We start from the raw sequence: 14757 nt of genomic DNA, 5'->3' as shown, positions 1-14757 counted from the left end.
CGTACGCCGTCGTGTACGCGCCGCTGGAGGGGACGGTCACGTTGAAGCTGGACGTGACCGAGCGCAGCTTGCTGAGCTTCTTGCCGATGCGGTGGGTGGCGTTGGGGTTCGTGCGGCCGGAACGGTGCAGACCTGGGTCCGTAAATCCCAGGTCGGCGGGCAGCGCCTGGCGACACCTTCGAGGAGGCCGCGGAGATCAAGCGACTCAAGACGAGAACATTCGGGGTGGTGTGAGCGTGCACGGCCGTCCGATGACCGCTCCGCGCTGTGTCTCGTTTCCCCGACCAAAGCGACGGCCTCAACGAACCGCCGTACACCACGTCCGTGGACCTGACCGTTGAGACGTCCGCCCAGCGAGATCGTGGTCTGCGTATGCCTGCTCACCGAGTTCGTCGGAGGTGGTGTCGACGATGGTGACGCCGCGCGTGACGTGCGGACTGAACGCCCAGGGGAAGCCGGCCGCTCCCGCCGCCGCGTGTCGCGGAAGCACCGCCGACCACCCCGAAGGCGTGTTATCGGCGGGGTGTGCTGTCCCGCAGGACTACGTTCGTGGAGACCGGTACGATCCGCGGGGCATCGTCGTCGGAGAGCGCGAGTTCCATCGCGCAGAGTCCGACCTGGTGCAGGGGTACGGTCACGGTGGTCAGCGCCGGGTGGACGTCCACCGCTGGGCCGATGTCGTCGAAGCCGGCGACGGCGACGTCCTGGCCGGGGGCCAGCCCGGCGTCGCGGAAGGCCGTCATGACCCCGATCGCCATGACGTCGTTGACGGCGAAGACGAGTTCGATGGCGGCCAGGCCCCTCCGGACGAGCTCGCGGGCGGCCGCACAGCCGCCTCGGCGGCTGAATTCGGCTTCGACCACGTACCGCTCGTCCACGTCGATGTTGAACTCGCGAAGGCCCTCCACGAAGCCGTCGCACCGGTCACGGGACGTCTTGAGTCCGGCGCCTGCGCGGACCACCGCGAACCGACGGTAGCCAAGGCCGACCAGGGCGCGGGCGAGTTGCCGCGCTCCACCGTAGTTGTCGATGCTGACGGTGTGGAACGGCAGGTCGTGCCGGCTGATCAGGACCACGCTGCCGCCCGCTTCCCGGTAGGCGTCGAGTTCCTCGACCAGAGGGGCGCGGGTGTCGGTGCCTTCGATGCGGCTGCCGGTCAGGATGATGGCGCGGGGCCGCATGCCCCGCAGGGTCCTGACGATCTGGAGTTCCCGCTCGGGGGAGCGGTCCGCGACCGCCATGGTGACGATGAGTCCCGCGGCCTCCGCCGCCTGCGTCACCCCTCCCGCGATGGAGGAGAAGTACGGGTCGTCGACACCGTTGACGACCAGCGCGGCGGTGTTGGTCGAGCCCCGCGCGATCGCCTGGGCGGACAGGTGCGGGGTGTAGTCGAGTTCAGCGGCTGCGGCGAGCACACGGGCGGCGTTCTCCTGCTGGACGTTCCGGATGCTGCCGTTGAGCACGCGCGACGCGGTGGCTTGCGAGACGCCCGCCGCTCGCGCCACATCACGCAGGGTCGCCTTGCGCTCCCCCGACACGGACTTCCCGCTGGGGGGCGGAGGAGGCGCTGCCGACCCATCTTCCATGCCGCATATTGTGCACCGGGCCGCACAGCGTCTTGGAGTGCGGGGTGATCAAGGAAGGTCACTCCACGGCAGAACGCTCGCGCCTTCGGATATGTCGCCACGGGCGCGCGGTTACGGAACCGCGATCGGCGAAACCGGCCGTATCCCGTAGAGGGCCGCCACGGATATTCTCGGATACCGTCCCGGCGGCTCGCCTCGTCAAGCGGGAGGGAACGGCACGATGCCTCATCCAGCCAGACCGACAGTCACTCTGCGTGATGTGGCGGCGGCTGCCGGTGTGTCGGTGCCGACTGCGTCACGAGTCCTGGGCGGCAGTTCCCGGACGGTCGCGGCGGAATACCGGCAGCGGGTCCTCGCCGCTGCGGCTGCGTTGCGCTACAGCGCGGACACCTCGGCCCGGGCGATGCGGCGGGCGAACGACGCGATCGCGGTCGTCGGCGACGACCTGACGACCCCTTCGATGGGAATGGTCGCCGCGGCGATGGAACGGCAGGCGCGGGACGCCGGTGCGTTCGTGACCGTCTCGTCGACCCACGGCACCGCCGCGCGCCAGCTGGAAACCGTCCGGCTGCAGCGTGCCCTCCGGCCCCGTGCGCTCATCCTGACGTCCAGCCGCCTCGACGCGAACGCGCTCGACGGGCGCCTGCTCGACGAGCTGCTCGGCTACGAACGCGAGGGCGGCCGGGTGGTGATCGTCGGCGACACCGACATGCCGTTCGACTCCATCAGCTTCGACAACTTCGGCTCGGCAAAGGAACTCGCCCATCACATCGCCGAGTTGGGGCATCGGCACGTGACGATCCTGGCCGGCGCCCGCCGGCGGGGGAACGTATCCGCCCGCACCGCGGGCTTCATGGCCGGGCTCCGCGACGGCGGTGTCGAGGAGCGACACATCCGGATCTCGCATGGTGCGGTGAGCCGCCACGGTGGATTCGACGCGGCGCAGAGGCTGGTCGCCGAAGGGCTGGAGCCGCCCCATGCGGTGCTCGCAGCCAACGACACCATCGCCATCGGTGCGATGTCCGCCTTCCGGGCTGCCGGAGTGGCGGTGCCGGCGGACGTCTCGCTGACCGGTTTCGACGACATCGAACTCGCGACCGACGTGACACCGCGGCTGACGACCGTGTCGTTGCCGCTGGCACAGGCGGGTGCCGAAGCGGTCCGCCTCGCGCTCAGGGCTCGTGCGGAAAAGGAGCACTTGATGATGCGCGGCCAGGTCGTGGTGCGCGACAGCACGACGATCCGCGTGGCCTGAACCGCCCCTCAGCCGGGGTCCGGCCCGGTGGAGGGAGGGCCGACGCACGCAGGACCTCCAGGAACCCCTGCACAAACCCTTGACGCCTTCGGTCACAGACGGCCACACTGCCCGCGGAATACGATTTCCCTACCGTTTCCGAGTACAGACATCTGGGCTTTCGGCAAACTCCAGCGGTTGCCCGAGCTGCCTCGGCTTCCCCGTGGCGATCGATGTGCAGTCGACCGATCAAGCCCAATGCGAGTACGACCTCCCCAGCCTGGCCCCTGCCGGACGCGCGATTCCACGCAACAGGGCCCAGGACCGCGTCTCAGTGCAAGTCACACACCCGCGCCGCCCCCAAGGAAGGCCCCCGTGCACAATGCTTTGAGCCTGCCTGACAGGCACATCAGACGGTTGGCGGCCCTGGCCGCCCTCCTCATGGCACTGGCCCTGCTGACCGGCCGAGCAGTGTCGCCGGCGTATGCCTCCACCGACACGGCGATCACCGTGGACGGCGCCAGCGGCGGCCGCACCTTCGACGGTGTCGGAGCGATCAGCGGTGGCGGCGGCAACAGCCGCCTGCTGTTCGACTACCCGGCCACCCAGCGCAGCCAGGTGCTGGACTACCTGTTCAAGCCCGGCTACGGCGCGGCCCTGCAGATCCTCAAGGTCGAGATCGGCGGCGACACCAACTCCACCGACGGTTCCGAGGCCAGCTTCGAGCACGCGAGGGGCGAGATCGACTGCAACGCGGGCTACGAGTGGTGGATGATGGAGCAGGCCAAGGCCCGTAACCCCGGCATCAAGCTCTTCGCCCTGGCCTGGGGCGCACCCGGCTGGATCGGGAACGGCAGCTTCTACTCGACGGACGGGATCAACTACCTGATCGACTGGCTGGGCTGCGCCAAACAGCACGGCCTGACCATCGACTACATCGGTGGCCGGAACGAGAAGACGTACAACGCCGGCTTCTACGAGCAGCTCAAGTCCGCCCTGGCGGCGAACGGCTACACCTCGACCAAGCTGGTCGGCAGCGATGAGACCAACTGGAACATCGCCACCGCCATGAAGACCGACAGCACCCTGAACAACGCCGTGGACATCGTCGGCGCGCACTACCCCTGCACGTACGCGTCCGCGATGACCACCTGCTCCTCCACCGCCGACGCCCAGTCGCTGGGCAAGCAGCTCTGGGCCAGCGAGAACGGCTCGGAGAACGCCGAAACCGGAGCGGCCCCGGTCGCCCGCGCCATCAACCGCGGCTACCTCGACGCCAAGATGAGCGCCTACATCAACTGGCCGATGCTCGCCGCCGACTACCAGAACCTCTACTTCCACGACCAGGGCCTGGTCACCGCCAACCAGCCGTGGTCCGGCGCCTACAGCGTCTCCCGCACCGCCTGGTCCATCGCCCAGACCACGCAGTTCACCTCGCCCGGCTGGAAGTACCTCGACACCGCCTCCGGATACCTCGGCGGCGACCGCACCAACGGCAGCTACGTCAGCTACGCCGCACCCGACAAGAGCGCCTGGAGCACCGTCTTCGAGACCATGGACGCCACCGCGTCCCAGACGGTCACCCTCAACATCGCCGGCGGCCTGCCCGGCGGCGCACTGCACGTGTGGTCCACCGACCTGTCGCAGCCCGGCGGCGCCACCCCGCGCATGGTGCAGAACAGTGACCTGACCACCGGCAACGGCACGTACACCCTCACCCTGGACCCCGGTCACCTCTACACCGTGACCACCACCACCGGTCAGGGCTCCGGAACGACCACCCCGCCCGCCCGCAACCGACTCTCCATGCCGTACTCGGACTCCTTCGCCGGATACAGCACCGGGCAGGAGGCCAAGTACTTCGCCTCCATGAACGGCGCCTTCCAAGCCGCCCCCTGCACCGGGGGCCGCACCGGCCAGTGCCTGCGCCAGACCGCACCGCAGAAGCCGATCATCTGGTGGTATCCGGCCTCGAACGCCCTCCAGCCCTACACCATCATGGGCGACATCGGCTGGAGCAACTACACGGTCAGCTCCGACGTACTGCTGGAGAAGAGCGGCAGCTCCGCAGAGCTTCTGGGCCGCGTCGGCACCCAGACGAAGTTCAGCGCCGGGGGAATGAACGCCTACCACCTGCGCCTGTCCGACACCGGAGCCTGGTCGCTGCTGAAGACCGACACCGCCGGCAACAACTCGTGGAACTGGACCACCCTCGCCAGCGGTACCGTCACCGCGCCCGGCACGGGTACCTGGCACAAGCTGGCCCTCACCTTCCAGGACAGCACCATCACGGCCAAGATCGACGGAAACACCGTCGGCACGGTCACCGACGCGAGCTACGGCGCGGGCCTGGCCGGCCTGGGCACGGCCGGCTACTACCCCGTCGAATACTCCAACTTCTCCATCACCCACGAACCGGTCAGCGACCTGTCCGGCACCTACAAGCTCGTCAGCCTCAGCAGCGGCAAGGTGCTCACCGTCTACAACGGTGGAACCAGCGACGGCACGCCCGTTGTCCAGAAGACCGACGCGAACAGCGGCAGCCAGCAGTGGAAGCTGGCCTACACCAGCGGTGGCTACCTCACCGTCACGGGTGTGACCAGCGGCAAGGCCCTCGACGTCAGCGCGGCATCCACCTGGCCCGGCACTCAGTTGCAGGTGGGGACCCCCAGCGGGAGCGTCACCCAGCAGTGGCTGATCGTCCCGGCCGGCAGCGGCACGTACACCATCGAGTCCCGTTCGAACGGGTCCAAGGCCGACGTGTCCAAGGCCGGGACCACCGACAACACCCCCATCGACCAGTGGTTCACCAACGGCAGCAGCAACCAGCGGTGGAAGCTGGTGAAGGTGGCCTGACCGGCTGAGCAGCGAGCAAGACCGTGAGCGGGGCAGGCCCGAACCCCGGGCCTGCCCCCCGACTGGTGCCGGAAGCAACGGCGCGCGTGTCAGACCGGCCCACCAGAGCCGGCCCGCTCAAAGCCTTGACGCACTTGACAACCGCTGGGCACCCTGGGCGGAATACGTTTTCCCGCAGGCTTTCCAGAACACTTCCGGAGAGGCAGACATGAGGATTCTCGGCCAACCGCGGTGGCGGAAGAACGGCGACCACGAGGACTCGCGCCACGCCGCGTTCGAGGTGTCGGAACGTCCGCAGGGCCCGGCCGCCGAAGAGCCATGTCCGCCCGGACTCCCCCGGATGTCGTCGCACACTCGCTGGTGCGTCCACCGCACGGACCGGGGCCGTCCGGGCCCCGAGCCGTTACCCGCAGGCCCGGCCACAGGCGTCATGACAGGAGCCAGGACCACACCCCGGACGACAAGAAGAGGACCATGACCGTCAATCGAAGACTTCTGCCACAATCGACCGCCGCCGTACTGTGCGTGCTGGCCGTCGTGATCGCGTCCATCGTGCTCATCCCCGCGCAGCGGGCTTTCGCCGCGGGCACCACCTACTACGTGAGCACGAACGGCAGCGACAGTAACGCGGGCACTACCAGCAGCGCCCCCTGGCGCTCCCTGACCAAGGTCAACTCGACGACGTTCCAGCCCGGCGACATCATTCGCTTCGAGGCCGGTGACAGCTGGACCGGGCAACTGTGGCCGAAGGGGTCCGGCATCGACGGCTCCCCGATCTCCATCGACAGCTACGGGACGGGTGCCAAGCCGAAGATCGCCGGTCAGGGGACGGTCGGCGACGCGGTGCGGCTGAACAACCAGCAGTACTGGGAGATCCGCGACCTCGACGTATCCAACGCGGTGCCCACGGGGACGACGGACGGTTCGAAACTCGGTGACTTCCGCGGCATCGGCGTGCACGGTGACAACGGGCAGACCCTGCACCACTTCGTGATCGACTCGGTCGACGTGCACGACGTGACCGGCGAGGTCAAGTGGGTCGGCGGCAGCACAGCCAACAACAAGCCGGGCATCACCTTCGCGCAGGGCTGGGACCGCTCGAAGGACACCGGCGGCATCGCGTTCCTCACCGGCGTGCAGGACATCACCGCGCCCGGTGCCCCCACGGTGCTCGACGACATCACCGTGGAGAACTCCACCATCAAGAACACCTCGTTCAACGGGATCGTCACGAAGCAGTACGCCGGTGACGCGCCCGGTGCCGTCTACACCGGCTGGGGCAAGCGCGCCACGGCCACCGACCCCGCCTATACCCCGTACACCAACGTCACGTTCCGCGGCAACTACATCACGCAGGCGAACACCCCCTACGGCTGCAACGGCATCTATCTCACCGGCGTCCGCGGCGGACTGGTCGAAGGCAACGTGATCGACCGGGTCGGCGTCTCCGGCGTCGAGACCAACATGGCCGACAACGTCACCGTCCAGCACAACGAGATCATGGGCACCCACCTCGCGGCGGGCGGCGCTGACCAGAACGCCCTGGACCCCGACATCGGCACCACCAACCAACTGTTCCAGTACAACTACCTGCACGACAACGGCGACGGCATCCTGCTGTGTGCGTGCAACTCCGCAGTCAAGTTCGGCAGCGTGATCGTGCGCTACAACGTCGTGACGGGCAGCAGCAGATGGACCCTTCACCTGTCGCAGTCGGCCGGCACGACGGCGGACATCTACAACAACACCTTCTACAACACCGCCGCAGCGGCCATGGTTGACGGCGGTGTCACCAGCCCCGGCAAGGCCACGCTGACCAACAACCTGTTCGGCTCCACAAAGGACGCCACCTTCAGGCTCGAGTCGAGCATCATCTACACCAACAACGGGTACTCGGACACGCTGACCAGCCTGCCCGAAACGACGCCCAAGAAGGGCAACCCGCTGTTCGTCAACGCCGCCGTCACCGGACCCTACGGCGACGAGAACGGTCCCAGACTCGACACCGCGGCCAACTTCGCACTCCAGGCCGGGTCCCCCTTCGTCGACGCCGGTGTCAGCGTCGCCAACAACGGTGGCCTCGACTTCGCCGGCGCTACGGTGCCGCTCGGGAACGCTCCGGAGATCGGCGCCTTCGAACGCGGAGCGCCCAACATCGCCTTCACGGACACCTTCGACAGCCGGCCGACCGGGACGCTCGCCAACGGGACGAACGGCTGGCGGGTCATCTCCACCAATAACGACATCTCCGTGGTGGAGACCCCGTCCGCCACCGACAAGAGCGTCCGCCTGACCCGCACCGTCGACGGCGGCGGCACAGACGGCACGAACCTCGCCCGGCTTTTCAGCACCCCGATGCAGGGCCTGGTGACCATCGACGCGCAGGTTATGCGCAACGACACGCAAGCCGGCTGGTTCGGGTTGCCGTACGTGTACAACTCCAGCGGCGTCCAGGCCGTCAGCGTCGCTTTCGCCCGCGGCCAGATCCACGCCTATCAGGGCACCACCGACACTGTGCTCGGCACGTACACCAACGGCAAGTGGTACCGGGTCACGCTCACCGTGGACACCGTGAACCAGCGCTTCGACCTGGACATCGACGGCGAGCGCATTCTGACCGACGCCACGTTCCGCACCTCGATGCAGGGGATCGCGAAGATCGCCTGGTACTCGAACGGGGGTGAGCGAGGGTCGGTGCACGTGGACGACGTCCGGTTCACGCGCGGTCCCGCGTACGGCCAATAATATCGGCCCTGAAAAGATAAAATCAGGTCTGTCGGGCCGGCGCCGGCCCGACAGACCTGATTTCCGCGCATCGATCAACGTGATGAAATCTGCTGCAGTCCGGCGGTTACCACCGGCACATAGAATGCGGTGATACCGGCCATGTTGGGGTGCGTTCCCGATCCCTCTGTACCAGGAAGACCGTCGACCAGGTCGTCGAATGTGTATTTCGCCCGGTGAGCATCATCGCGGGTGTCGAACGCGGTTTCCCCGAAAACGTCGGCAATGGCGACATCCCACTGCCGACAGGCCTGCAAGGTCACCTTGCGCAGGGCTACCTGAATGCCCCAGTCCCGCGAGCCGAGTTTGTGGGCTGCGACGTACGCGATGCGAGCGGTCGGCCATTTCCGCTTCATCGTCTTCAATGTCCTCTCCAGCTCTTCCGCGTAAGTGCCGACGTCATACGCCCGATCCCGGTAGATCGACTGCGCATCGTTGGTGCCTCCGTCGAAGATGACGAAGTCGGGCGCGACGTCGGGCGCATCCTCGACCTGCGCACGTATTTGCCCACCGGAGGCATGAGGGTCGGCGCCGATGGTGGCACCATTTCGGGCGAACTTGGTGAGGGTCATGCTCTCCTGCTCGGCGACGATGTCCGCAAAACTGCGCGGATACACGTGTCCGTACACAATGCTGTCACCGAACGCGTAAACACTCTTGCCTGCCAATCCATTGTTCACATCATCCTCCTTGCCGCTCCGTCAGCGAGGTTCGATTTTAAGCATAATATTGACCCGGCGCGTGAGGTGCATGTAAATTCACTAGGAATAGAAATCGCTTACTGTCTCACGAAATGGAATGCGCGCGCACATGACTGCAACCAACACAGGATTGCCTGGGGGCGTCGCCATCTCACACGTGTCGGTGTACGACTGGCCTGCCGCCGACGGGGGATGCGGCGGCACTCCTCACATGCACCTGGCGTGTTCGGAGGCCTACGTCGTCACCGGCGGACGCGGTGTCGTGCAGACGCTGACCACATCCGGATACGAGGTCACCCCGCTCCGGGCCGGCACGGTCGCCTGGTTCACGCCCGGCACCATCCACCGGCTGGTCAACGAGGGTGATCTGAGGATCACCGTGCTGATGCAGAACAGCGGGCTGCCGGAGGCGGGGGACGCCGTCCTCACGCTGCCCCCGGAGTACCTGATCGATCCGGAGGCGTACGCACGCGCCACCGTCATCCCGCCCGATGCGCCCGAGGAGGAGCAGGAGCGCGTCGCCCGGGCCCGCCGGGACCTCGCCCTGGAGGGCTACCGGGCACTGCGCGACGCCGAGGGGCCCGAGGCCCTGGCCGCGTTCCACCGGGCCGCCGCCGCGCTCGTGCGACCGCGTATCGAAGAGTGGCGCGAGCGGTGGCGCCGGGGCGCCGAGGCCGCCGCCGCGGCCACCGGGGTGCAGCTCGACTCGCTGGAGCGGGGAGAGTGTCCCCACCTCGCCGATGCCGTCGTGAGATCCCAACAGCCCGCTATTCGTGGGAAGTTCGGAATGTGCGGCCGGCTCGACGTATACGAGAACTGATGCCGGTGCCGCGGGTCACGTCACTGCTTCAGCGGTTGATGGACCGCCCGACGGCGTTGCGCTGCTGGTGGGCGTCGTGGTCGAAGGCGGGTGACCTGCCGAACCGACTGCCGCGCCCCAACCCGTGGAAGCCTGCCGGCTCGCGGGACACCGTGCTCGCGTGGGTCCGTATCGCGCGGGAGGAGTACGCCTTGCCGGCCCGGGCCAACTCCGGCCCGGTGGCGCACGCTGCCGCACCGGCTCGCTCCTCAGAACCGGCCGGAGGGCCGGTCAGGCAGGGGAAAGCACATCGGCTGCCCCGCGACCGCTCCTCCGGCGGCGGTGCCCGCCCTTGGTCACCGCCTGCGGCTGGGTCGCCCTGTCGCAGGCGGCTCGGCCGTCGACTCCCGCCAGATGACGCGGAACAGGGATACCTCAGCCGACACGGTCGCTGTGTGCCTCAAACCCGCGATCAGCTTGTCCATGGCCTTGCTGCCGAGCCGTTCGAGGTCCACGTCGACGGTGGTCAGGGACGGGTTCATGAACTGACCCACGCCGACGTTGTCCCAGCCGGTCACGCTGATGTCGGCCGGCACGTCCCAGCCGCGTTCCCGGGCGCCGCGGACGACGCCGGCGGCGACGAGGTCGTTGGCCGCGATCACCGCGGTCGGTCGCGAACGGCTCGGGAGCGACCGGATCGCCTCGATGCCGGACTCGCCGGACCAGTCGCCGTCGAAGACCCCGACCGACTCGAGGCCGAGGTGTTCGATCGTGTCCAGATAGCTCTGTCTGCGCGCTCGCGCGGAGGCGAACTGCGCGTCGCCGGCCACATGCAGGAACCGGGTGTGGCCAAGTGCTGCCAAATGCTCGATCATCTGAGCCAGGGGCCTGGCGTCGGCCAACTCTCCGATGACGCGCATCTCGTCGTCGAAATCGGCCGAGATCACCACGGTCGTCCTCTGGTGCAGTTGGTTCTCCACCGAGGGGAGTACGGGGGCGAGGGAGAGCATGCCCTCGAACTGTCCCGAGTCGGCGAGTTCCAGCAGGCGCTCGCTCCTGGCCCGTATGCCGCCCCCGGCGCTCACGACGTCCACGAAGTATCCTGCGGCCTGTGCCGTCGCGCTGGCTCCCGCCAGCATGCGTGAGGGGTTGAAGGCCATGGCCGGCATGATTATCGCCAGCCTGCCGGTCTTGCGCGTGCGCATGGACCGCGCCACCAGGTTGGGGCGGTAGTCCAGTTCACGGATCGCCTTCTCCACGCGTTCCAGGGTCGTCGGCTTCAGCCCGCCGTTGAACCGCAGGTACCGCGACACCGTCTGGGGTGACACCCCGGCCAGCTGTGCCACGTCTGTGATCGTCGGCCGTCGTCGCGCCGTGTCAGCGCCGTCCATCCGCTTGCCCCCACCTTCTGCCAACCTTCCGGAAGTCAGAGAGTACACACTCTTGACGGAAAAAGTGATCGTTCACTATGGTCCTCGCAACCCACAGGGTGAACGATCACTTTTTGCGGGAGGGCGGGACCCGGGACGGTCCCGCACCACTGTGTTTCCGATGCCGCCGCTCAAGGGAGCAGTGCCATGAGCTCCATCAATGAACTACGCCGGCTGCGCGGGTCCCAACAGGGCGCGCGACAGCAGAACAAGGCGGCGTTCTTCTTTCTTCTGCCCTGGTTCGTCGGGCTCTTCGGGATCACTCTCGGCCCGATGCTGGCCTCGCTCTACCTCAGCTTCACCAAGTACAACCTGCTGCAGCCGCCGCAGTTCAGCGGACTCGACAACTGGACGCGGATGCTCCATGACGAGCGTCTGCACCAGTCGCTCCAGGTGACGTTCACCTACGTCCTGGTCTCCGTCCCGCTGCAACTGGCGCTGGCCTTGGGACTCGCGCTGCTGATGGACAAGGGAGTGCGGGGCCTCGCCTTCTACCGCTCCGTCTTCTATCTGCCCTCACTGATCGGCGGCAGCGTCGCGATCGCGGTGCTGTGGCGCACGGTCTTCGGCACAAGCGGTCTGGTGAACAAGGGCCTCGACCTGTTCGGCATCCAGGGGCAGGGCTGGGTCTCCGAGCCGGGAACCGCGTTGTCGACCCTCATCGTCCTGAACGTCTGGACGTTCGGCGCCCCCATGGTCATCTTCCTCGCCGGCCTGCGGCAGATTCCGACCTCCCTCTACGAGGCGGCGTCTGTCGACGGCGCGAAGCGCTGGCGCCAGTTCCGCAGCATCACGATCCCGCTGCTGACACCGATCATCTTCTTCAACCTGGTGCTGCAGATCATCCACGCCTTCCAGACATTCACTCAGGCCTTCGTGGTCTCGGGCGGCACCGGAGGCCCCGCCGACTCCACCCTCTTCTACTCGCTGTACCTCTACCAGCGGGGGTTCGGCCACTTCGACATGGGTTACGCGTCCGCGCTCGCGTGGGTCCTGCTCCTCATCGTCGCGCTCTTCACCGCCGTCAACTTCTGGGCCTCAAAGTACTGGGTGTTTTACGATGACTGACCGCGCCGTAGCCGTACCCCGCACGCCGACCGTCGCCCGCTCCCACGGGCGCCGCGGACAGCGCAAGATCCGCGCTCTCCTCAAGCACATCCTCCTCATCGCCTGTGCGCTGATGATGCTGTACCCCGTCCTGTGGATGGTCGTCAGCTCTCTGCGCCCGAACAGCGAGATCTTCCGCAACGCCGGGCTCACTCTGACGCACCTGCGGCTGGAGAACTACAGCAACGGCTGGAACGCCTTCTCCCACCCGTTCAGCCACTACCTGATCAACTCGCTGATCGTTGTGACCGGCGCGATCCTCGGCAACCTCTTCGCCTGCTCCCTGGCCGCCTACGCGTTCGCCAGGCTCGAGTTCAAGGCGAAGCGCGCGTGGTTCGCCATCATGCTCGTCACGATCATGCTGCCCGTCCACGTGATCATCGTTCCGCAGTACGTCCTGTACTCGCAGCTCGGCTGGGTCAACACCTTCCTGCCCCTGATCGTGCCGAAGTTCCTGGCGACCGACGCCTTCTTCATCTTCCTGATGGTGCAGTTCATCCGCGGCATCCCGCGCGAGATCGACGAGGCCGCACGGATCGACGGCGCCGGGCACGCGCGGATCTTCTTCCACGTCATCCTGCCGCTGATGGTCCCGGCGCTGGCGACCACCGCCATCTTCACCTTCATCTGGACCTGGAACGACTTCTACACCCAGCTCATCTACCTCACGGATCCGGACAAGTACACGACACCGCTCGCGCTGCGCACGTTCGTCGACCAGCAGAGCGCGACCGACTGGGGCTCGGTCTTCGCCATGAGCGTCGTGTCGCTCGTTCCCGTCTTCCTCGTCTTCCTCGCCGGACAGCGCTTCCTCCTTCGAGGCATCGCCACCACCGGCGGCAAGTAACCGCGAGGGCGACAGCCGGACCTGCGGAGGCACCGGGTCATGACCGCTCGGGAGCACCGCGGCCACAGAACACACCCACACATCACACACAGGAGAACCACATGCACGCCAACCCCTTCAGACGCGTCGCGATCGGAGCGGTCGCCTCACTCTCGCTCGTACTGACAGCCTGCTCCGGAAGCGGCACCGACACCCCCGCCAAGCTCAGCGACAAGCCCATCACCCTCCGCCTCACCTACTGGGGAGCGGACGCCCGCGCCAAGCTCACCGACGAGGCCATCGCCGCGTTCGAAAAGAAGTACCCCAAGATCAAGATCAAGGGACAGTACAAGGACTGGAACGGCTACTGGGACGCGCTCGCGACGACCACCGCGGCCAAGGACTCGCCCGACGTCGTCCAGATGGACGAGCTCTACCTCGCGTCCTACGCGGACCGCGGAGCGCTGTACGACCTCGGCCAGGCCAAGAAGTTCCTCGACACCTCGCAGTTCGACGCCAACGCCCTCGCCACCGGACAGGTCGACGGTACGCAGTACGCGCTTCCCGTCGGTATCGGCGTCATGTCCGTCGTCGTGAACACCGACCTGTTCAAGAAGTACGGCGTGGCCCTCCCCGACGACAAGACGTGGACCTGGGACGACTACGCCAAGGTCGCGAAGGAGCTGACGGACAAGAGCGGCGGCAAGATCCACGGCACGGCCGGCGCCCCCGGCTTCGACGCCGGAAGCCTCAAGTACTGGGCCCGTCAGGAGGGCGGCAACGTCTTCGGCAAGGACGGAAACGTCACGCTCAAGCCCAAAGCGCTCGTCGACATGTGGAAGTACGGGCTGAACCTCATCTCCTCCGGGGCCAGTGTCAAGGCCTCGACGATGGTCGAGGACCAGACCGCCGGTATCACCGCCGGCAGCTTCGCCACCGGCAAGGCAGCCATGACCGGGGCCTACAACACGCAGGTCACCGCGTTGCAGCAGGCGACCGGCGCGCAACTGAAGCTGCTCCAGATGCCCCACGTCGGCACCGCGAAGGCAAACTTCCTCAAGCCCTCCATGTACTGGGCGGTCTCCAGCCAGAGCAAGCACCCGGCCGAAGCCGCCGAGTTCGTCAACTTCCTGCTCAACGACCCGGCGGCCGCGGACATCCTCAAGACGGAGCGCGGAATCCCCGCGAACAAGAAGATGCTCCAGCACCTCGATTCGGGTCTGGCGGGGACCGACAAGGCGGCCGTCGACTACATGAACGCGGTGACGCCGGGTGAGTCGCCGGTCGTGACGCCCAACGGCGGAAGCGGGATCGAGCCGGAGCTGCAGCGCTACAGCCAGGACGTCTACTTCAAGAAGACCTCGCCCGAAGCCGCCGCGAAGGCCTTCATCAAGGAGCTGCAGGGCGAGATCGACGCGGCCAAGTGACCTCTCC

General features: G+C 67.1%; 10 protein-coding genes. 7 read left to right on the top strand and 3 right to left on the bottom strand.

Annotated elements, in window-relative coordinates:
- Window positions 1–512: 512 nt before the first annotated feature.
- Complete coding sequence (locus C6376_RS35985; RefSeq protein WP_107447242.1) at window positions 513–1586, bottom strand: LacI family DNA-binding transcriptional regulator; 1074 nt, start codon at window positions 1584–1586, stop codon at window positions 513–515.
- Between the two features lie 220 nt (window positions 1587–1806).
- On the opposite strand from C6376_RS35985, the gene C6376_RS35980 reads away from it, so the two are divergent.
- The 3 genes from C6376_RS35980 (at window position 1807) to C6376_RS35970 (ending at window position 8421) form a co-directional block, all read left to right on the top strand.
- Complete coding sequence (locus C6376_RS35980; protein ID WP_107447241.1) at window positions 1807–2841, top strand: LacI family DNA-binding transcriptional regulator; 1035 nt, start codon at window positions 1807–1809, stop codon at window positions 2839–2841.
- Between the two features lie 354 nt (window positions 2842–3195).
- Window positions 3196–5676 carry an RICIN domain-containing protein gene (locus C6376_RS35975; protein WP_254076200.1) on the top strand — a complete coding sequence of 827 codons (2481 nt, stop codon included), beginning with the start codon at window positions 3196–3198 and terminating at the stop codon, window positions 5674–5676.
- A gap of 474 nt (window positions 5677–6150) precedes the next feature.
- Window positions 6151–8421 carry a right-handed parallel beta-helix repeat-containing protein gene (locus C6376_RS35970; RefSeq protein WP_107447239.1) on the top strand — a complete coding sequence of 757 codons (2271 nt, stop codon included), beginning with the start codon at window positions 6151–6153 and terminating at the stop codon, window positions 8419–8421.
- 74 nt (window positions 8422–8495) lie between these two features.
- On the opposite strand, the gene C6376_RS35965 is transcribed toward C6376_RS35970, so the two are convergent.
- Window positions 8496–9140 (bottom strand): SGNH/GDSL hydrolase family protein, encoded by a 645-nt coding sequence (locus C6376_RS35965; RefSeq protein ID WP_107447238.1) that lies wholly within the window; start codon window positions 9138–9140, stop codon window positions 8496–8498.
- Window positions 9141–9270: 130 nt separating this feature from the next.
- On the opposite strand from C6376_RS35965, the gene C6376_RS35960 reads away from it, so the two are divergent.
- Complete coding sequence (locus C6376_RS35960; protein WP_107447237.1) at window positions 9271–9981, top strand: cupin domain-containing protein; 711 nt, start codon at window positions 9271–9273, stop codon at window positions 9979–9981.
- A 335-nt stretch (window positions 9982–10316) separates the two neighbouring features.
- On the opposite strand, the gene C6376_RS35950 is transcribed toward C6376_RS35960, so the two are convergent.
- Window positions 10317–11306, bottom strand: coding sequence for a LacI family DNA-binding transcriptional regulator (locus tag C6376_RS35950; RefSeq protein ID WP_216825646.1), 990 nt, complete (start codon window positions 11304–11306; stop codon window positions 10317–10319).
- A gap of 231 nt (window positions 11307–11537) precedes the next feature.
- Between C6376_RS35950 and C6376_RS35945 the strand changes: the two genes are divergently transcribed.
- The 3 genes from C6376_RS35945 (at window position 11538) to C6376_RS35935 (ending at window position 14750) form a co-directional block, all read left to right on the top strand.
- Window positions 11538–12458 (top strand): carbohydrate ABC transporter permease, encoded by a 921-nt coding sequence (locus C6376_RS35945; RefSeq protein ID WP_107447234.1) that lies wholly within the window; start codon window positions 11538–11540, stop codon window positions 12456–12458.
- Entirely contained in the window at window positions 12451–13344 is an 894-nt protein-coding gene (locus tag C6376_RS35940) for a carbohydrate ABC transporter permease (RefSeq protein ID WP_107447233.1), read from the top strand. The genes C6376_RS35945 and C6376_RS35940 overlap by 8 nt, the downstream gene beginning before the upstream one ends.
- Before the next feature lie 101 nt (window positions 13345–13445).
- Window positions 13446–14750 carry an ABC transporter substrate-binding protein gene (locus C6376_RS35935; RefSeq protein ID WP_107447232.1) on the top strand — a complete coding sequence of 435 codons (1305 nt, stop codon included), beginning with the start codon at window positions 13446–13448 and terminating at the stop codon, window positions 14748–14750.
- Window positions 14751–14757: the final 7 nt, after the last annotated feature.

Source organism: Streptomyces sp. P3 (assembly GCF_003032475.1).
Classification (GTDB): Bacteria; Actinomycetota; Actinomycetes; order Streptomycetales; family Streptomycetaceae; genus Streptomyces.
The sequence above is the reverse complement of the archived record's forward strand: the minus strand, read 5'-3'. Positions and strand labels throughout refer to the sequence as shown.